The 19,532-nt window shown below is 63.5% G+C and carries 17 protein-coding genes; 9 read left to right on the top strand and 8 right to left on the bottom strand.

Annotation, left to right across the window (positions count from 1 at the left end; genetic code table 11):
- Positions 1 to 14: 14 nt before the first annotated feature.
- Positions 15 to 176, top strand: coding sequence for a hypothetical protein (locus ACUXVH_RS20050; RefSeq protein ID WP_011060168.1), 162 nt, complete (start codon positions 15 to 17; stop codon positions 174 to 176).
- Between the two features lie 152 nt (positions 177 to 328).
- On the top strand, positions 329 to 1,024 hold the full coding sequence (locus tag ACUXVH_RS20045; RefSeq protein ID WP_011060169.1) for an HAD-IA family hydrolase: 696 nt from the start codon (positions 329 to 331) through the stop codon (positions 1,022 to 1,024).
- Positions 1,025 to 1,107: 83 nt separating this feature from the next.
- Here ACUXVH_RS20045 and ACUXVH_RS20040 read toward each other — a convergent pair whose 3' ends face one another.
- Positions 1,108 to 1,854 carry a 3-oxoacyl-ACP reductase family protein gene (locus tag ACUXVH_RS20040; RefSeq protein ID WP_065363432.1) on the bottom strand — a complete coding sequence of 249 codons (747 nt, stop codon included), beginning with the start codon at positions 1,852 to 1,854 and terminating at the stop codon, positions 1,108 to 1,110.
- A 123-nt stretch (positions 1,855 to 1,977) separates the two neighbouring features.
- On the opposite strand from ACUXVH_RS20040, the gene ACUXVH_RS20035 reads away from it, so the two are divergent.
- Positions 1,978 to 2,901, top strand: coding sequence for a LysR family transcriptional regulator (locus ACUXVH_RS20035; RefSeq protein ID WP_065363433.1), 924 nt, complete (start codon positions 1,978 to 1,980; stop codon positions 2,899 to 2,901).
- Between the two features lie 36 nt (positions 2,902 to 2,937).
- On the opposite strand, the gene ACUXVH_RS20030 is transcribed toward ACUXVH_RS20035, so the two are convergent.
- The 3 genes from ACUXVH_RS20030 to ACUXVH_RS20020 all read right to left on the bottom strand — a co-directional run bounded on the left by ACUXVH_RS20030 (position 2,938) and on the right by ACUXVH_RS20020 (position 6,485).
- On the bottom strand, positions 2,938 to 3,666 hold the full coding sequence (locus tag ACUXVH_RS20030; protein WP_123397605.1) for an aspartate/glutamate racemase family protein: 729 nt from the start codon (positions 3,664 to 3,666) through the stop codon (positions 2,938 to 2,940).
- A 54-nt stretch (positions 3,667 to 3,720) separates the two neighbouring features.
- Entirely contained in the window at positions 3,721 to 5,262 is a 1,542-nt protein-coding gene (locus ACUXVH_RS20025) for an NCS1 family nucleobase:cation symporter-1 (RefSeq protein WP_065363435.1), read from the bottom strand.
- A 488-nt stretch (positions 5,263 to 5,750) separates the two neighbouring features.
- Positions 5,751 to 6,485, bottom strand: coding sequence for a phosphoadenylyl-sulfate reductase (locus ACUXVH_RS20020; RefSeq protein ID WP_011060174.1), 735 nt, complete (start codon positions 6,483 to 6,485; stop codon positions 5,751 to 5,753).
- A gap of 175 nt (positions 6,486 to 6,660) precedes the next feature.
- On the opposite strand from ACUXVH_RS20020, the gene thrH reads away from it, so the two are divergent.
- Positions 6,661 to 7,278: a bifunctional phosphoserine phosphatase/homoserine phosphotransferase ThrH gene (gene thrH, locus ACUXVH_RS20015; RefSeq protein ID WP_011060175.1), complete on the top strand. Its 618-nt coding sequence runs from the start codon at positions 6,661 to 6,663 to the stop codon at positions 7,276 to 7,278.
- 337 nt (positions 7,279 to 7,615) lie between these two features.
- Here the strand turns inward: thrH and pabB are convergent, their stop codons facing one another.
- The 4 genes from pabB to rloA all read right to left on the bottom strand — a co-directional run bounded on the left by pabB (position 7,616) and on the right by rloA (position 12,196).
- The gene (gene pabB, locus ACUXVH_RS20010) at positions 7,616 to 8,959 is read right to left on the bottom strand and encodes an aminodeoxychorismate synthase component I (protein WP_065363436.1); all 1,344 of its coding nucleotides are present in this window, start codon (positions 8,957 to 8,959) and stop codon (positions 7,616 to 7,618) included.
- Between the two features lie 176 nt (positions 8,960 to 9,135).
- A complete protein-coding gene (locus tag ACUXVH_RS20005; protein ID WP_015634740.1) occupies positions 9,136 to 10,122 on the bottom strand; it encodes an alpha-L-glutamate ligase-like protein in 987 nt (328 codons plus the stop codon).
- On the bottom strand, positions 10,122 to 11,654 hold the full coding sequence (gene rloB, locus ACUXVH_RS20000) for an osmotic stress tolerance membrane protein RloB (RefSeq protein ID WP_011060178.1): 1,533 nt from the start codon (positions 11,652 to 11,654) through the stop codon (positions 10,122 to 10,124). Before rloB ends, ACUXVH_RS20005 begins: the two co-directional genes overlap by 1 nt.
- Positions 11,655 to 11,659: 5 nt before the next feature.
- Positions 11,660 to 12,196, bottom strand: a complete 537-nt coding sequence (gene rloA, locus ACUXVH_RS19995; RefSeq protein WP_011060179.1) for a retropepsin-like aspartic peptidase RloA — start codon at positions 12,194 to 12,196, stop codon at positions 11,660 to 11,662.
- A 267-nt stretch (positions 12,197 to 12,463) separates the two neighbouring features.
- On the opposite strand from rloA, the gene ACUXVH_RS19990 reads away from it, so the two are divergent.
- The 5 genes from ACUXVH_RS19990 to prpF all read left to right on the top strand — a co-directional run bounded on the left by ACUXVH_RS19990 (position 12,464) and on the right by prpF (position 19,426).
- Positions 12,464 to 13,186, top strand: coding sequence for a GntR family transcriptional regulator (locus ACUXVH_RS19990; RefSeq protein WP_065363437.1), 723 nt, complete (start codon positions 12,464 to 12,466; stop codon positions 13,184 to 13,186).
- Complete coding sequence (gene prpB, locus ACUXVH_RS19985) at positions 13,183 to 14,076, top strand: methylisocitrate lyase (protein ID WP_011060181.1); 894 nt, start codon at positions 13,183 to 13,185, stop codon at positions 14,074 to 14,076. The genes ACUXVH_RS19990 and prpB overlap by 4 nt, the downstream gene beginning before the upstream one ends.
- Before the next feature lie 174 nt (positions 14,077 to 14,250).
- Positions 14,251 to 15,378: a bifunctional 2-methylcitrate synthase/citrate synthase gene (prpC, locus tag ACUXVH_RS19980; RefSeq protein ID WP_011060182.1), complete on the top strand. Its 1,128-nt coding sequence runs from the start codon at positions 14,251 to 14,253 to the stop codon at positions 15,376 to 15,378.
- Positions 15,379 to 15,579: 201 nt separating this feature from the next.
- Entirely contained in the window at positions 15,580 to 18,174 is a 2,595-nt protein-coding gene (acnD, locus tag ACUXVH_RS19975) for a Fe/S-dependent 2-methylisocitrate dehydratase AcnD (RefSeq protein WP_065363438.1), read from the top strand.
- A 61-nt stretch (positions 18,175 to 18,235) separates the two neighbouring features.
- Positions 18,236 to 19,426 carry a 2-methylaconitate cis-trans isomerase PrpF gene (gene prpF, locus ACUXVH_RS19970; protein WP_015634743.1) on the top strand — a complete coding sequence of 397 codons (1,191 nt, stop codon included), beginning with the start codon at positions 18,236 to 18,238 and terminating at the stop codon, positions 19,424 to 19,426.
- The last annotated feature ends 106 nt before the right edge of the window (positions 19,427 to 19,532 follow it).

Here is a 19,532-nt window from a genome sequence, read left to right as displayed (position 1 = left end):
TCAAGGAGACGATCATGCCCCGCGAGACGCCAGGCCAGGCACAGCCCGCTTCCGACGAGCCGGAGGTGATCAACGACCCCGGGAATGAAGACCCCGGTTCATTGCAGGACGATGCACGCGTACCTCTGCAAGAGGCGCCGGAAGGCGACAAGAGCCCGCCTGGTGCAGCCGACTAAGATCCGCAGCAACCGCCGTCCAGCCCCCTCGGTTGCTCCCGACCCAAGCCCGCCGCTATGCTGCTGAATCCTTTAATTGATGAATTGCCAAGAAGAACTGGCCGTACCTGAGCCGCTCCCTGGAATGTACTTTTGCTAACGGATCAGATGCGATGAATGCACAGTTGAATGATTTGGGGCCGATCAAGGCCGTCATTTTCGACATGGACGGCTTGCTCCTGGACACCGAGGGCATCTACACCGAGATCACCCAGTTGATCGCCGAGCGTTATGGCCGCACCTACGATTGGACCATTAAGCAGAACATCATCGGCCGGGGAGCCGGCGACCTGGCGCGCTATGTGGTCCAGGCCCTGGACCTGCCCATCAGCGCCGAAGAGTTCCTGGTGATGCGCGAACCGTTGATGCGTGAGCGCTTTCCCCGTGCCCAGGCCATGCCCGGGGCCCAAGAGCTGGTGCGGCACTTGAAGGAGCACCGGATCCCCATTGCCGTGGGCACCAGTTCGTCGCAGATGTCGTTCGGCGAGAAAACCACCCGCCATGGCGACTGGTTCGCGCTGTTCGACACCATCGTCACCGCCGACGATCCGGAAGTGACGGCGGCCAAGCCGGCGCCGGATATCTTCCTCACGGCTGCCCGCCGCCTGGGGGTGGCCCCGGCCGAGTGTCTGGTGTTCGAGGATTCGCCGTTTGGCGTGACCGCGGCCAGGGCCGCTGGCATGAGCGTGATCGCAGTGCCCGATCCGGCCATGGCCGATAGCAAGTTTGCCCATGCCCACGGAATCATCCGTTCCCTCAAAGGCTTTCAGCCGGCTGCCTGCGGCTTGCCCCACCTGCACTGGGACTGATGGCTGAGCGGTAGCAAACCGCTGTTTTAAAGGCACTGAAAAACGGGCCGCCGGTCACCGGCGGCCCGTTTTTTTGTGGGGTATCAGGCGCCGAAGCCACCGTCGATGGTCAGGCTGGCGCCGGTGATATAGCCCGCTTCGGCGCTGGCCAGGTAGGCGACGAAACTGGCGACTTCCTCGGCATGGCCATAGCGACGGATAGCCATCAGGTCCATCAGGCTCGCGGCGAAGTCACTGTCCGCCGGGTTCATGTCGGTGTCCACCGGGCCGGGCTGGACGTTGTTGATGGTGATGCCCCGCGGGCCAAGGTCCCGGGCCAGGCCCTTGGTCAGGCCCACCAGTGCGGCCTTGCTCATGGCGTAGGGGCCGCCACCGGCGAAGGGCATGCGGTCGGCGTTGGTGCTGCCGATGTTGATGATGCGGCCACCTTCGCCCATGTGTCGTGCGGCTTCCTGGGTGGCGATGAATACGCTGCGCACGTTGATGGCCAGGGTCCGGTCGAAGTCCTCCAGCTTGAACTCGTCCAATGGCGCAATGGCCAGCACCCCGGCGTTGTTGACCAGGATATCGAGTCGGCCAAAGGCCTTGACGCTGTCGTTCACTGCGCGGCGGATGGCCTCGGCGTCGGCGCTGTCGGCGTGGATCGCCAGGGCCTTGCCACCCTTGGCGATGATGCTGTCCTGCAGGGCCTGGGCCTTGCTCGCCGAACTGACGTAGGTAAAGGCGACGCTGGCACCTTCTGCCGCCAAGCGCTCGACAATGGCTGCGCCAATGCCACGGGAACCGCCTTGGATCAAGGCTACTTTGCCGCTGAGGTCATATGTGCTCATGTGCTTCTCCAGAGATTCAAGGCCGGGTGTCTTGTGCTTGGAGCGAGTATCTGCCGCGGATTAGCCTCTGTGTAGCCGGTAATTTCTATACTCTGTGTAAACCAGAAGTTTAGAGTGGCCTCTATGGAAGCCTTTAGCAGTATCGAATGTTTTGTCCGCAGCGCTGAAGTCGGCAGCTTTGCCGAGGCGGCGCGGCGGCTCGGCCTGACCCCGGCGGCGGTGGGCAAGAGCGTGGCCAAGCTGGAAACCCGGGTTGGTGTGCGCCTGTTCCAGCGCAGCACCCGACGCCTGACCCTGACCGAGGCCGGCCGCCTGTTTCTCGCGGAAGTCGCCGACAGCCTGCAGACCATCCAGAACGCGGTCAGCACCCTGGCCGATGCCCAGGGGCGCCCGGCGGGGACGCTCAAGGTCAGCATGGGCACGGTGTTTGGCGGGCTGTACATAGTGCCGATGCTCGGCGCCTTTTTGCGCCGCTACCCGGATATTCATCCCGACTGGCATTTCGACAACCGCCAGGTGGACCTGATCGGCCAAGGTTTTGATGCGGCCATTGGCGGCGGTTTCGAATTGCCCCAGGGAGTGGTCGCCCGGCGGCTGTCGCCGGCTCACCGGGTGCTGGTGGCAAGCGCCGATTACCTGCGGGGGCGGGCACCGATCAACGGGCCCGAAGACCTGCGGCATTGCCGGGGGATTCTTATCCGCTCCCCCCAGACCGGGCGCATCCGCACCTGGCAGATGACCGGTCGGGGAGGGCTGATGTGCCCGCTGGAGCTCAAGGCCAGCATGACCATGAGCGATTCCGAGGCCGCCTGCATCGCCGCGGTCCAAGGGCTGGGCCTGGCCTTGGTGAGCATGCCGTTTGCCGTCAATTACCTGCGTTCCGGGGCCTTGCAGCGGGTGTTGCCGGACTGGTACGTGGACGATGGCTTTACCTCGATCTACTACGCCGAGCACAAGATGCTCCCGGGCAAGACGCGGGCCTTCGTCGACTTCGTCATTGAGCAGTTCGCCGAGCAAGGCCTGGCTCAGGCCTTCAGCGCCTTGTAGGAGCCGGCCTGACGACGACTCTATGTACCGCCGGCCTCAGCGGCCCGCCCGCAAGGGCCAGCCCAGCACTCGCTTGGGCCGGGGCGTGGCATAGGTGCGTACCTTGGAGGTGGATAGCCCCAGACGCACCAGGGACTCGGCAATGGTCACTGCTGCCGTTACTCCGTCCACCACCGGCACGCCGGTGCGCTGGCGAATCTGTTCATCCAGGCCGGCCATGCCCCCGCAGCCCAGGCAGATGACTTCGGCCCTGTCCTCGGTCACCGCCCGTTCGGCCTGGCGCACGATGGCTTCCACGGCGCGCAGCGGGTCTTCCTCCAGCTCCAGTACCGCCAGGCCGCTGGCGCGCACCGAGGCGCAGCGGTCATAAAGGCCGGAGAGCTTGAGCCGGTCTTCGATCAGCGGCACGGTGCGGTCCAGGGTGGTGACCACCGAGTAGGCGTGGCCAAGGAACATGGCAGTGCTGGCGGCGGCGTCGGTGATGTCCACCACTGGCACGTTCAGCAGTTCCTGCAAGCCTTCGCGGCCGTGCTCGCCGTAGCCGGCCTGGATCACCGCGTCATAGGGCTGGTCGTAGGCCAGCACCCGGTCCATTACGGCGATGGCCGCCAGGTAGCTTTCGAAGTTGCCTTCCACCGATTCGGCACCGAAGTAGGGAGTCAGGCCGATGATCTCGGTACCCGGCGCTGCCACGCTTTGTGCCTGGTGGGCGATGGCCTGGGTGATGGAGTCGGTGGTGTTGACGTTGACCACGAGAATTCGCATGAGGGTTCCTTGCAGGTTGGGCAGTTCAGGCCCGGCGCGCCGGGCTGGGCAGGTTCAATGGCTGACGTTGTCCACGGCGATGCTTTCGCCGCTGACGTCCGCGTAGCCGGGCTGGCGCTTGGCGATGATCAGGTAGAGCATCCCGGCGATGCCGGCTCCGATCAGCCAGGAGAATGGCGAGACGCTGGCAAAACCCGGCACCAGGGCCAGTACGATGGCGATCAGCGCCGCGGGAATAAAGGCCGCCACTGCCCGCAGGTTGACCCCGCGGTTGTAGAAATAGGCGCCTTGCGGGTCTTCGCTATAGAGCTGCGGCACGTTGACCTGGGCTTTGCGCAGGATCCAGTAGTCCACCATGATCACCCCGTACAGCGGGCCGAGCAGGGCGCCCAGGCCGGAGAGGAAATACACGATCACCAGCGGGCTGTTGTACAGGTTCCACGGCAGGATCAGCACCGCCAGCGCCGCGCTGATCAGCCCGGCGCGGCGGAAGGTCAGGTACTTGGGCGCCAGGTTGCTGAGGACGAAGGCCGGGGCGACGAAGTTGGCCATGATGTTCACCGCCACGGTCACGATCAGAAAGGCCAGGCAGCCCAGGACCAGGAACAGTGTGTTGGGGATCGAGGCGATGATCTCCGTGGGGCTTTCGATGACCCGGCCATTGATCTGGAACTGCGCGCCGCACAGCAGCACGGTGATGGTGGCGAACACCAGGATGTTCACCGGCAGGCCCCAGAAGTTGCCGACCTTGATGGTCTTGCGGCACGGCGAGGAGCGGGCAAAGTCGCAGAAGTTGAGGATCAGGGTGCCGTAGATTGCCAGCCACAGGGCGCCGCCGGCGAAGATCTGCCGCCACATTTCGCTGCCGGTCAGAGGTTCGCGGATCGACCAGGCGATCTGCCCGTCGGCCTGGGTGTACATCCAGGCGGCCAGGCAGGCCACGGTCAGCAGGATGATCGGCCCGGCGAAGGCTTCGTAGCGCCGGATCATTTCCATGCCATAGGCGAGGATCGCCAGTTGCACCAGCCAGATCACCAGGAAGCAGGCCCAGCCCAGGGTCGAGAGGCCGAGGATCGAGTTGTGGTCGTAATCGGCGAAGCCCGGATGGATGGCCGTGAGCAGCACGCGAAACACCACCGAGGCCAGGTAGGTCTGGATGCCGAACCAGGCGATGGCGATCACTGCCCGGATGAGTGCCGGAATCTGCGCGCCATGGATGCCGAAGCTGATGCGGCTGATCACCGGGAACGGCACCCCGGTCTTCTGCCCCATGTAGCCGGACAGGTTCATGAAGAAATACACCAGCGCCGCGCCTATCCCCAGGGACAGCAGGATCTGCCAGCCGCCCAGGCCCAGGGCGTAGAGGCCGATGGCGAAGGAGTAGTTGGCGATGTTGTGCACATCGTTGGTCCACAAGGCGAAGATGCTGTAGCCACCCCAGCGCCGGCCTTCGACCTTGGTCGGTGCCAGGTCGCGGTTGTGCAGGCGTGGGCTGAGCGCGATGGGGGCCGCATCGGCGACAGGTTGTTGGACGTTGTGCGAATGCAGCGAGGAGGGCAGATCCAGTGCGATGTTGTTGGAAGGGCTGGTACGCATTCCGGCATGCTCCTGACTCCGGCCCTGGATGACTGTGCTTGAGCGAGGGGGCTCGACAATCTTCGTCACAGGGGAGGAATCACTGGGTTCGGGGCATCTGCAGCTTGAGTCGTGGGTCAGGCGTGCGGACGGTTAGTGTATGTATGTTTTGGTTTTTTTGTATACAAAACATAAATCCACTAAAGCCACTTCTGTGCCAATTTCACGACTATGAAATTGGCTGCTGATTTCGTTTTGTTATGGGTTATTCCTAACCTTCTGAAAAGACGAGATTAAAAATTGACCGTTTGAACAGGTATTTATTTTTCGCCAGGCACGGCTTGGCGCCCAATGGATATCGGCGCAGGAAAGTCTTGTAACCTTTTGGGGCGGGGAATCTTTGAAGTGCACACAAAAATGGCACCGACGGTGACATTCTTGTGTACAGATTTTGCTGCGGGTTGGCTTTCAGTGCGGACGTCCTTCAGGCGCGCCCGCAGGGAAGGGGGTCAGGCTTTGCTGATGATGTTGCCGGCGTGCAAGCCGCATTCTTTCTGGGTGGCTTCCTCCCACCACCAGCGGCCTTCGCGCTCGTGCTGGTTGGGCAGTACCGGGCGGGTGCAGGGCTCGCAGCCGATGCTGATGAAGCCGCGTTCATGCAGGCTGTTGTAGGGCAGTTCGAGCATGCGGATGTAACCCCAGATCTCCTCGCTGCTCATTTGTGCCAGTGGGTTGAACTTGTACAGGGTGCGCTCCGGCGTGGAGAAGGCTGTGTCGACTTCCAGCACCGCCACCTGGCTGCGGGTACCCGGGCTCTGATCACGGCGCTGGCCGGTGGCCCAGGCGCTGACGGTGGACAGCTTGCGCCGCAGCGGTTCGATCTTGCGGATACCGCAGCACTCGCCATGGCCGTCCTTATAGAAGCTGAACAGGCCCTTTTCCTTGACGAAGGGTTCGAGCTTGCTGTGGTCCGGCGAGATCAGCTCGATCTGGATCTTGTAGTGTTCACGCACCTGATCGATGAAACGGTAGGTTTCCGGGTGCAGGCGGCCGGTATCCAGGCTGAACACCTTGACGTTCTTGTTCAGCTTCCAGGCCATGTCCACCAGCACCACATCCTCGGCACCGCTGAAGGAAATCCACAGGTCATCGCCGAACTGGGCAAAGGCCAGTTTGAGAATGTCCTGGGCGGATTTGTTGGCATAGGTCGCGGCGAGTTCAGCGACGTCGAACGATGGGGTCATCAGGGCGGTTTCCTACAGGTCGGTGGCGCTGTGCGCTCTATAGGGGGGCGATCTTAACAAAATCCACACCGCCCTGGCGCGCTCCTCTGCGTTGCGCCTGTGCAGGCGAATCGCTAGAGTTCGGCAGTCCTTTTGCTCGCTCAATTTAAATAATCAGAACCAATGGGAGTGTCTTGTGGAAATTGCCTGTCTCGATCTGGAAGGTGTACTGGTCCCGGAAATCTGGATCGCCTTTGCCGAAAAAACCGGGATTGAATCCCTCAAGGCAACCACCCGGGATATTCCCGACTACGACGTGCTGATGAAACAGCGCCTGCGGATTCTCGACGAACACGGCCTGAAGCTTTCGGACATCCAGGAAGTGATCGCCACCCTCAAGCCACTGGACGGCGCGGTGGAATTCGTCAACTGGCTGCGCGAGCGCTTCCAGGTGGTGATCCTTTCCGACACCTTCTATGAATTTTCCCAGCCCCTGATGCGCCAGCTGGGCTTTCCGACCCTGCTTTGCCACCGCCTGATCACCGATGACGGCGGCCGGGTGACCGGCTATCAGTTGCGCCAGAAAGACCCCAAACGCCAGTCGGTGCTGGCCTTCAAGAGCCTGTACTACCGGGTGATTGCGGCGGGGGATTCCTACAACGACACGACGATGCTCGGTGAGGCGGATGCTGGCATCCTGTTCCACGCCCCGGACAACGTGATCCGCGAGTTCCCGCAGTTCCCGGCGGTGCACAGCTTTGCCGAGCTGAAGCAGGAGTTCATCAAGGCTTCCAATCGTCCCCTGAGCTTGTAAACCGGTTCGCCGGCGAAGAGACCCTTGGATTTTGCGCAAATCCTGCCGACGCCTTCGCTGGCAAGCCAGCTCCTACGGGGGGAGAGCGACGCGCTCTTGTAGGAGCCGGCTTGCCGGCGAAGGGACCCCTGGATTTTGCGCAAATCCTGCCGACGCCTTCGCTGGCAAGCCAGCTCCTACGGGTGGGAGAACGACGCGCGCTTGTAGGAGCCGGCTTGCCGGCGAAGAGGCCTTTGGATTTTGCGCAAATCCTGCCGACGCCTTCGCTGGCAAGCCAGCTCCTACGGGTGGGAGAACGGCGCGCGCTTGTAGGAGCCGGCTTGCCGGCGAAGAGGCCCTAAAGCCCCTGCAATGTCTCTAGCAACACCCGCACCTTGGTGATGGATTCCTGGTATTCCTCCTGCCAGTCGGAATCCGCGACTATTCCGCCGCCGCCCCAGCAACAGATCTGCCCATCCTTGGCCAGCAGGCTGCGGATGGCGATCGAACTGTCCATTTCTCCGCGCACGTCCAGGTACAGCAGCGAACCGCAGTACAGCGCACGTCGCGTGGGCTCCAGTTCGTCGATGATCTGCATCGAGCGGATCTTCGGCGCGCCGGTGATCGAGCCGCCGGGAAAGCTGCCGGCGATCAGGTCCAGGGCGTCCTTGCCGTCCGCCAGCTCGCCAGTGACGCTGCTCACCAGGTGGTGCACGTTGGGGTAGCTTTCCAGGCTGAACAGCTCCGGTACCCGTACCGAGCCTATGCGGCAGGTGCGCCCCAGGTCGTTGCGCAGCAGGTCGACGATCATCAGGTTTTCCGCCCGGTCCTTGGGGCTGGCCAGCAGCTCGGCGGCATTGGCCGCGTCCTGCGCGGCATCCCGGCCGCGGGGGCGTGTGCCTTTGATCGGGCGGGTTTCCACCCGGCCCTGGCTGACGTGGACGAAGCGCTCCGGCGACAGGCTCAGCACCGCACCGCCTTCCGGCAGCCGCTGGAAACCCGAGAACGGGGTCGGGCAGGCGGCGCGCAGGGCGCAATAGGCCGCCCAGGGATCCCCCTGGTACTGGCCGCGAAAGCGTTGGGCGAAGTTCACCTGGTAGCAGTCGCCGGCCTGGATGTAGTGCTGGATGCGCTGGAACGCCTGGCGGTAGTCCTCGGCGCTCAGATCAGCCAGCATGGCGCCGGTCAGCTTGAATGCCGGCTGCGACGCGGGCAGCGGCTGGCTGAACAGTTGAATCAGGCGCTGGCGCTCGGTGGCATCCAGGCTGGGGTGGAACACCAGCTGGCTGGTGCCTGCCTGGTGGTCGTTGATCAGCGCCCAGGCATACAGGCCAAAGCGTGCGTCGGGCAGTTGCAGGTCATCCCGGGCCTGGCTTGGCAGGCGCTCCAGATGGCGGCCGAAGTCATAGCTGAGGTAGCCGATCAGGCCGCCGGCGAAGGGCAGTTCATAAGGAGCGGGTAGTTGCGCCGGGCCCAGTTGCCCCAGGTTGTCCCGCAGGCGCTGGAGAAAGCCCCTGCCGCTTTCTTCGGCGGCCACGGTCAACTGTGCCAGGGGCCAGGCGCTGAGCAGGTCATAGCGCCCGCGCTCGGCGCTGGGCCGGCCGCTGTCCAGCAGCACGGCGCCGGGGGCGTGCTCGATTGCCGCGAAATACTCGGCGGGGTTGGTGCGGTAGGGGAGCGGGTGTACGGAACAGGTCAACATGCGGGGCAAATCAGCCATCGGAGCGCGGTTGGCGATTGTATGCCTCTGCAGGAGTTGCTCCTAGAGGGGATGTCGGTGTTTGCCCGGTTCGTGGCGTATTCACCGACCTGCAGCTGCTGCCGCAGGCTGCGAAAAGGTCCGCAGGACCTTCCGTTCGCACCCTGCGGCAGGCGCTATCAGCCTTCCACGGCAGGGATATGGCCGAACAGTTCCTGGGCGAAGCGTACCCGCTCCTCGACGCTTTCCTCGATGCCCTGGGCCTTGAGCTCCTCAAGGTGGGCTTCGATGGCGTGGGTGCGCTGGGTCAGGCCGCAGTCGTTGGCGATCTGGATGTTCAGCCCCGGCCGCGCGTTGAGTTCGAGAATCAGCGGGCCCTTGTCCTGGTCCAGCACCATGTCCACGCCGATGTAGCCCAGGCCGCAGAGTTCGTAGCAGCCGGCCGCCAGCTTCATGAAACCGTCCCAGTAGGGCAGTTGCACGCCGTCCACCGCGTTGGTGGTGTCCGGGTGCTTGGTGATGATGTTGTTCAGCCAGGTACCGCGCAGGGTCAGGCCGGTGGCCAGGTCGACCCCGACGCCGATGGCGCCCTGGTGCAGGTTGGCCTTGCCCCCGGACTGGCGGGTCGGCAGGCGCAGCATGGCCATCACCGGGTAGCCCATGAGCACGATGATGCGGATGTCCGGCACGCCTTCATAGCTGATGCTCTTGAAGATCTGGTCCGGGGTCACCCGGTACTCGATCAGCGCCCGGTCGCGGTGGCCGCCCAGGGAATACAGGCCGGTGAGGATGCTGGAGATATGGTGCTCGATCTCTTCGTGGCTGATGATCTTGCCGGACACCGTGCGATAGCGGCCCTCGAAGCGGTCGGCGATCACAATGATCCCGTCACCTCCGGCGCCCTGGGCCGGCTTGATCACGAAGTCGTTGCGCCCTTTGAGGATCTCGCCGAGCTTGTCGATTTCCTTCTCGGTGGAGATCACCCCGTACAGTTCCGGCACATGGATACCGGCCTTGATCGCCCGTTCCTTGGTGATGATCTTGTCATCGACGATGGGGTACAGGCTGCGCTTGTTGTACTTGAGCACGTAGTCGGCATTACGCCGGTTGATACCCATGATTCCCCGCGCTTCCAGGGCTTTCCAGGTCTTCCACAGGCCGAACATCAGGAGTCGGCCTTGACGAAGGCTTTGAAACGCACCAGCTCCGTCAGGCGGTAGCCGCGGTAGCGACCCATCGCCAGCATGAAGCCCACCAGGATCAGCAGCATCGCCGGGAAGGTAAAGACGAAGTAGGTGAGTTCCGGCACGCTCATGATCAGGTGCGCCAGGGAGGCGGCGAACAGGGTGCCGATGGCGACTTTCATCGCATGGCCGCCGCCGCGCTCTTCCCAGGTGATGGACAGACGTTCGATGGTCATGGTCAGGATCACCATCGGGAACAGCGCCACCGACAGGCCGCGTTCCAGGCCCAGCTTGTGGCTGAACAGGCTGATGGCGGCGATCAGCACCACGACGAAGGTCAGTACCACCGAGAGTCGCGGCAGCATCTGCAACTTCAAGTGTTCGAGGTAGGAGCGCAAGGACAGCCCGAGCGCGGTGATCACCGTGAACAGCACGATGCCAAAGCCCAACTGGGTCTCGCGGAAGGCCAGGGCGATCAGCACCGGGGTGAAGGTGCCGAGGGTCTGCAGGCCGATCAGGTTGCGCAGCACCAGGATCACCAGCACGCCGATGGGGATCATCACCATGATCATGAAGGTCTGCTGGGTCTGCAGCGGCAGGCCGTACAGCGAGTATTCGAGGAAGTTGGCGTCGGTGTTCTCGTCGGTCAGCTTGGCCAGGCGAATGGCGTTCATTTCGCTGTTGTTGAGGCTGAAGGTGACGTTGGCTTTCTTGCCGCCATCGACGGTGATCAGGTTGTCGTCGCCGGTCCACCACAGCAGGCGGTCGCTGGGCATGCCCTGCTCACCGGTTTCCGGGTTGAAGTACAGCCAGTCGGTGCCGTTGAAGCTGCGCAGCCAAAGCTCCGGGGTCTGCGGCTGGTCGGCCACCAGGCGGATGGTGTGGACCTTTTCCACCGGCACGTGGGCGATGGACAGCAGCAGCTCGACAATCTTCGCCTTGTTGGTGCTGGACGGATCGCCGGCCAGCAGCAGCTTGGCGTTGTCGTCATTGGCGTTGTTGACCCGCTTGATGGCTTCGCTGATGAAGGTCTCGACGTCCGCCGAATGCTGGCGGATCGGCGCCAGCAGGGCGTCGGCGGCGATCTTTTCCGGGCCTTCCACGGCCATGCTGTCACGGAAGGTCGGGCCCTTGACCTTGGCTTTCTCGGCGCTGTAGCGCTTGGTCAGCACCAGGCGGTAGTACAGGGTCTGGTTGCCCTTGGCCCGGCGCGCCGACCAGGTGACCTTGCGGTTGCCGTCGACGCGGTTCACCGCCACCCCGTAGTTGTTGGAAATGAAGCTCTCGTTGAGGCTCACGTAATCGCGGCTCAGGGGCGGCACGAACATCTGGATCTTGATCGGGTCCTTGCCGTTGGCGACGAACTCGACCTTGGCATCGATGTTCCACAGATCGTCGGTAGCGTCTTCGGTCACCGGAATGCCGAGCACGAAGATCTGATAGGCCGTGATCGAAATGCCCAGCACCACTAGGATGGCGATCAGGACTTTCAGATGAAGGGTAAGAGAGCGCATTGGAATTACTCTGCGGTATGAGCGTCGGTGGCGCAGGCGGGTTTGCCAGCAGCGTATTTAAGACTGGGGTCGACCAGCGCATCGAAGCGTTTCAGGGCTTCGGAGCCGATCAGGAGCGGGTATTGGAATGCGCTGCGGTCGGTCAAGTTCACTTCGATGCTGCGCAGGGCGCTGCCCATGCAGACATCCAGGGCGATGACCGGCCGTGCGGTGTAGTTCTTGTCCTCATCGGGGTCGTAGTCGCCGGCACGGCGCTTGATCTTGCTGACCCGGGCCAGAGGCCGTTCGATGGGATGGGAATGGGCGGCGTCGATCGCCAGGTAGAAACGCACCCAAGACTCGCCATTGCGCTTGAAGCGCTTGATGTCGCGGGCACTTAAGGAAGCGGTCTTGGCCCCGGTGTCGAGCTTGGCCGCGACCTCCAGGTCGATGCCGGACAGCCGAGCGTATTCATTCAAGCCGTAGACAGTCTTGCCGGCGGCGGCGCTGATGCCGGGCAGGGCAAGCAGGCAGAGCAGTAGGGGAAGGGCCTTGAGTCTCATAGATCCTGATGGGCATGGGTTCTTCAGTTCAAGGCGACCGGCATTGCTGCGCAAGCTCCCTCGTATGCGTGCCATAAAACGATGACAGGCCAATGCGGGCGGCATTCTAGCATGCTGGTTTTATGGCGCCAGCGCCCGGGGCGGGCCTTTTGTCTTGCTCTGGCGCTTAGGGTTATTAGACGATTGTCGACAATCTCTATTTTTCCTTTGACTGTTTTCGGTGTATTGGCTAATTTTTGCCTCATTGATTTTAAAGGTGTCGACAATATGCTGGGTCAACTCGAACACCCGATGCAGGCACAGGACGATTCTGAAACCCTGTCCGAAAACGTCTTCCGGCGGATCCAGGCGGCCATCGTCAAGGGCGAGATCGCCCCGGGCAGCAAGATCTCCGAGCCTGAACTGGCGCGCACCTACGGCATCAGTCGCGGCCCGCTGCGCGAGGCCATCCACCGCCTGGAAGGTCAGCGCCTGCTGGTGCGGGTGCCCCATGTCGGCGCCCGGGTGGTGTCCCTGAGCCATGCCGAGCTGATCGAACTCTACGAAATCCGTGAGTCCCTGGAAGGCATGGCCTGTCGCTTGGCGGCCGAGCGCATGACCACCGAGGAAATCGACGAACTGCGCCGGGTGCTCGATACCCACGAACGCGATGCGGCGTTCCAGGCCGGCGTCGGCTACTACCAGCAGGAAGGGGACTTCGACTTCCACTACCGGATCATCCAGGGCGCCGGCAACCGCACCCTCACGCAGATGCTCTGTGGCGAGCTGTATCAACTGGTGCGCATGTACCGCATCCAGTTTTCCGCGACCCCCAATCGCCCGCACCAGGCCTTTGCCGAACATCACCGGATTCTCGATGCCATTGCCGATCGCGACGGCGAACTGGCCGAGTTGTTGATGCGCCGCCACATCGGCGCCTCGAAACGCAATATCGCGCGTCACTACCAGGACAGCGCCCATCAGACAGCCACTCCACGAGGTGAGTCATGAGTTCCAACAAGAGCACTCCAGGCCAGCGTTTCCGCGATGCGGTCGCCAGCGAACAGCCGTTGCAAGTGGTCGGCGCGATCAACGCCAACCATGCCCTGCTGGCCAAGCGCGCCGGTTTCAAGGCCATCTATCTGTCGGGCGGCGGGGTCGCTGCCGGCTCCCTCGGCGTGCCTGACCTGGGCATTACCGGTCTGGACGACGTCCTCACTGATGTGCGTCGTATCACCGACGTCTGCGACCTGCCGCTGCTGGTGGACGTGGACACCGGTTTCGGTTCGTCGGCCTTCAACGTGGCGCGTACCGTCAAGTCGATGATCAAGTTCGGCGCCGCGGCGATCCATATCGAAGACCAGGTCGGCGCCAAGCGCTGCGGTCACCGCCCTAACAAGGAGATCGTTTCCCAGCAGGAAATGGTCGACCGAATCAAGGCCGCGGTGGATGCCCGTACCGACGACAGCTTCGTGATCATGGCGCGCACCGACGCCCTGGCGGTGGAAGGCCTGGAGTCGGCCCTGGAACGCGCCGCGGCGTGCATCGAGGCCGGCGCCGACATGGTGTTCCCGGAAGCCATCACCGAGCTCGAGATGTACAAGATCTTCGCCGATCGGGTGAAAGCCCCGATCCTGGCCAACATCACCGAATTCGGCGCCACACCGCTGTACACCACCGAACAGTTGAAATCCGTGGATGTTTCCCTGGTGCTGTACCCGCTGTCGGCGTTCCGTGCCATGAACAAGGCCGCAGAAAACGTCTACACCGCGATCCGTCGCGACGGTACCCAGCAAAATGTGATCGACACCATGCAGACCCGCATGGAACTGTACGAGCGCATCGATTACCACAGCTTCGAGCAGAAGCTCGATGCGCTGTTCGCGCAGAAGAAAGGCTGAATCAATCCCTGTGGGAACGAGCTAGCTCGCGATGGCCGTCAGCGATAACGCGCAGCCCCTGATTCGCTGGGGCGCGCGGGCCCGGATCGCGAGCAAGCTCGCTCCTGCACTGTCGGGGGAGCCCCGACCCGTGAAGTTGCCAAGTCCCTAACAAATTCAAGATTGGAGAGAGCAATGGCCGAAGCAAAAGTATTGAGTGGTGCAGGTCTGCGCGGCCAGGTGGCCGGGCAAACCGCGCTGTCCACCGTGGGCCAGGCCGGTGCCGGGTTGACCTACCGCGGCTATGACGTGCGCGAACTGGCGGCCGATGCGCAGTTCGAGGAAGTCGCCTACCTGTTGCTGTACGGCGACCTGCCGACCCAGGAACAACTGGCCGCCTACAGCGCCAAGCTGAGCAAGCTGCGCGACCTGCCACAGGCGCTGAAGGAAGTGCTGGAGCGCATACCGGCCCAGGCCCATCCGATGGATGTGATGCGTACCGGTTGCTCGTTCCTGGGCAATATCGAGCCGGAGAAGGATTTCTCCCAGCAGCACGACGTCACCGACCGCCTGCTGGCGGCCTTCCCGGCGATCATGTGCTACTGGTACCGCTTCAGCCACGAAGGCGTGCGCATCAATTGCGTCAGCGACGAGCAGACCATCGGTGGCCACTTCCTGCACCTGCTGCATGGCAAGAAGCCCAGTGACTTGCACGTCAAGGTGATGAACGTCTCGCTGATCCTCTATGCCGAGCACGAATTCAATGCCTCCACCTTCACCGCCCGGGTCTGTGCCTCGACCCTGTCGGACCTCTATTCCTGTGTCACCGCGGCCATCGGTTCGCTGCGCGGCCCGCTGCACGGCGGCGCCAACGAAGCGGCGATGGAGCTGATCGAGCGCTTCCAGAGCCCCGAGGAGGCGACTGCCGAGTTGCTGCGGATGCTCGAGCGCAAGGACAAGATCATGGGCTTTGGCCATGCAATCTACAAAGACAGCGACCCGCGCAACGAGGTGATCAAGGGCTGGTCGCAGAAGCTGGCTGACGAAGTCGGTGACAAGGTGCTGTTCCCGGTGTCCGAAGCCATCGACAAGACCATGTGGGAGCAGAAGAAACTCTTCCCCAATGCCGATTTCTACCACGCCTCGGCGTACCACTTCATGGGCATCCCGACCAAGCTGTTCACACCGATCTTCGTCTGCTCGCGCCTGACCGGCTGGGCCGCCCACGTGTTCGAGCAGCGTGCCAACAACCGCATCATCCGTCCAAGCGCCGAGTACATCGGCGTTGAACAGCGCAAGTTCGTGCCAATCGAGCGCCGCTGACCGGGAGGGCGCCGGTACTGTTGATTGAATGCACCGCAGCACCTGCAGGAGCGAGCTTGCTCGCGATAGCGATGGACCAGCCGACAGCGATGTCGGACCTGATTCAGTCATCGCGAGCAAGCTCGCTCCTGCAAGGGATAGATGCCCATTCAACACGGTGCCAGGCGCTCCCTTTGAAACTACCGTGACCGAGCCCTGACCATGAACAGTGAATTTCGCAAGACGCTGCCCGGCAGCCAACTGGACTATTTCGACGCCCGGGCGGCGGTCGATGCGCTTAAGCCAGGCGCCTACGACAGCCTGCCCTACACCTCCCGCGTACTGGCGGAAAACCTGGTGCGCCGTTGTGATCCGGCAACCCTCAACGCTTCCCTCGGCCAACTGATCGAACGCCGCGACGACCTGGACTTCCCCTGGTTCCCGGCCCGTGTGGTGTGCCACGACATTCTTGGCCAGACCGCACTGGTGGACCTGGCCGGCCTGCGCGACGCCATCGCCGACCAGGGCGGTGACCCGGCGCTGGTCAACCCGGTGGTGCCGACCCAGTTGATCGTCGACCACTCCCTGGCGGTGGAGTGCGGCGGTTTCGACCCGGACGCCTTCGACAAGAACCGCGCCATCGAAGACCGGCGCAACGAAGACCGGTTCCACTTCATCAACTGGACCAAGAAGGCCTTCAAGAACGTCGACGTGATCCCGCCCGGCAACGGCATCATGCACCAGATCAACCTGGAGAAAATGTCCCCGGTGATCCAGGTGCTCGACGGTGTGGCCTTTCCTGATACCTGCGTCGGCACCGACAGCCACACCCCCCACGTGGATGCGCTGGGGGTGATCGCCATCGGCGTGGGCGGCCTGGAAGCCGAGAGTGTCATGCTCGGCCGCGCCTCGTGGATGCGCCTGCCGGACATCATCGGTGTCGAGCTCACCGGCAAGCTGCAACCGGGCATCACCGCCACCGACATGGTGCTGGCGCTGACCGAGTTCCTGCGCAAGCAGAAAGTGGTGGGGGCCTGGCTGGAATTCTTTGGCGAAGGTGCCGCTGCGCTGACCCTGGGCGACCGCGCCACCATCTCCAACATGGCTCCGGAATACGGCGCCACGGCGGCGATGTTCTACATCGACCAGCAGACCATCGACTACCTCAAGCTCACCGGCCGTGAAGACGAGCAGGTGCGTTTGGTCGAAAGCTACGCCAAGCACACCGGCCTGTGGGCCGACAGCCTGAAGAGCGCACGCTACGAGCGCGGCCTGCAGTTCGACCTGTCATCGGTGGTACGCAACATGGCCGGGCCGAGCAACCCGCACGCCCGGGTCGCCACCAGCGACCTGGCGGCCAAGGGCATCGCCGGGCAGTGGTCCGAAACCCCGGGGCAGATGCCGGACGGCGCGGTGATCATCGCCGCCATCACCAGTTGCACCAACACCAGCAACCCGCGCAACGTGATCGCCGCCGGCCTGCTGGCGCGCAACGCCAACAAGCTGGGGCTGACCCGCAAGCCATGGGTCAAGTCGTCCCTGGCCCCGGGTTCGAAAACCGTGGCCATGTACCTGGAAGAGGCCGGCCTGGGCCATGAGCTGGAGCAACTGGGCTTTGGCGTGGTGGCTTTTGCCTGCACCACCTGCAACGGCATGTCCGGTGCCCTCGACCCGGTGATCCAGAAGGAAATCATCGACCGCGACCTGTACGCCACCGCCGTGCTCTCGGGCAACCGCAACTTCGATGGGCGCATCCACCCTTACGCCAAGCAGGCGTTCCTGGCTTCGCCGCCGCTGGTGGTGGCCTACGCCATTGCCGGCACCATCCGTTTCGATATCGAAAAGGACGTGCTGGGCCTGGACGCCAACGGCCGGGAAATCCGCCTCAAGGACATCTGGCCGAGCGATGAGGAGATCGATGCGGTGGTCAAGGCGGCGGTCAAGCCGGAGCAGTTCCGCAAGGTCTACATCCCGATGTTTGCCATCCACGAAGACACCGGCCCGAAAGTCGAGCCGCTGTATGAGTGGCGCCCGCAGAGCACCTACATCCGCCGTCCGCCGTACTGGGAAGGGGCCCTGGCCGGCGAGCGCAGCCTGACCGGGATGCGCCCGCTGGCGGTGTTGCCGGACAACATCACCACCGACCACCTGTCGCCGTCCAACGCCATCATGGCGGGCAGCGCGGCCGGCGAGTACCTGGCGAAAATGGGCCTGCCGGAAGAGGACTTCAACTCCTACGCGACCCACCGTGGTGACCACTTGACCGCTCAGCGCGCGACCTTCGCCAACCCGAAACTGTTCAACGAAATGGTCCAGGAAAACGGCAAGGTCAAGCAGGGTTCCCTGGCGCGGATCGAGCCGGAAGGCAAAGTGACGCGGATGTGGGAAGCCATCGAAACCTACATGCAGCGCAAGCAGCCGCTGATCATCGTTGCCGGTGCCGACTACGGCCAGGGCTCGTCCCGCGACTGGGCAGCCAAGGGCGTGCGCCTGGCGGGGGTGGAAGCCATCGTCGCCGAAGGCTTCGAGCGCATCCACCGTACCAACCTGGTGGGCATGGGCGTGCTGCCGCTGGAGTTCCTCGCGGGCACCGACCGCAAGACCCTGGGTATCGACGGCACTGAAACCTACGACGTGATCGGCGCGCGCACGCCTCGGGCGCAACTGACCCTGGTGATCAACCGCAAGAACGGCGAGCGGCTCGAGGTGCCGGTGACCTGCCGCCTCGACACCGCCGAAGAGGTATCGATCTACGAGGCGGGCGGGGTGCTGCAACGCTTCGCCCAGGACTTCCTGGAATCGGCAGTAGCCAGCTAAGCAACGTACCGGGGGCGGGCCGCAAGGCGCCACCCCCGGTCATTATCGGGACCTGAAATTCATGGCATTCGTAGCGCAGATCAAGATTCCCGCCACCTACATGCGTGGCGGCACCAGCAAGGGCGTGTTCTTCAACCTGCAGGACCTGCCCGAGGCGGCCCAACTGCCGGGCGCAGCCCGTGATGCCCTGCTGTTGCGGGTGATCGGCAGCCCCGATCCCTATGACAAGCAGATCGACGGCATGGGCGGCGCCACGTCCAGCACCAGCAAGACGGTGATCCTGTCCAGGAGCATCAAGGCCGACCACGACGTCGACTACCTGTTCGGCCAGGTGGCCATCGACAAGGCCTTTGTCGACTGGAGCGGCAACTGCGGCAACCTCTCGGCGGCAGTGGGCTCCTTCGCCATCAGCAGCGGCCTGGTGGACCCGGCGCGCATTCCGCAGAACGGCGTGGCGGTGGTGCGCATCTGGCAGGCCAATATCGGCAAGAGCATCATCGCCCACGTGCCGATCACCAACGGCGAGGTCCAGGAAACCGGCGACTTCGAGCTGGACGGCGTGACTTTCCCGGCGGCCGAAGTGCAGCTGGAGTTCCTTGACCCTGCAGCCGAGGAAGAGGGTGCGGGCGGTTCGATGTTCCCCACCGGCAACCTGGTGGACGACCTGGAAGTGCCCGGTGTGGGCACCTTCAAGGCGACCCTGATCAATGCCGGGATTCCGACGATCTTCGTCAACGCGGCAGACATCGGCTATCGCGGTACCGAGCTGCAGGGCGATATCAATGGCGACCCCAAGGCCCTGGCGATGTTCGAGACCATCCGCGCCCATGGCGCCCTGCGCATGGGCCTGATCAAACACCTGGATGAAGCCGCCCAGCGCCAGCACACGCCGAAAGTGGCCTTTGTCGCCGCGCCTGCGGACTACCAGGCCTCCAGCGGCAAGGCGATCAAGGCCGGGGACGTCGACCTGCTGGTGCGGGCCATGTCCATGGGCAAGCTGCACCACGCGATGATGGGCACCGCGGCGGTGGCCATAGGTACCGCGGCGGCGATTCCCGGGACCCTGGTCAACCTGGCGGCCGGTGGTGGCGCGCGCAGCGCGGTACGTTTCGGCCATCCCTCGGGCACCTTGCGCGTCGGCGCCGAAGCCACCCGGAGCGGCGGTGACTGGACGGTGGTCAAGGCCATCATGAGCCGCAGCGCGCGGGTGCTGATGGAAGGCTGGGTGCGAGTGCCCGGCGACAGTTTCTAGGAAGAGAAGCGCTTGCTGTGGAGGGGCTTGCTGTCCAGCGGGAGCAAGCTCCCTCGCCACAGCCGCTGGTTGTGATTGAATCGCTGAGCAGGCGCAGACCTGCGAT

It is taken from the genome of Pseudomonas sp. 8(2025), from assembly GCF_052665325.1.
Note: the sequence above shows the minus strand (reverse complement) of the source record. Positions and strands in the feature narration are given on the sequence as shown.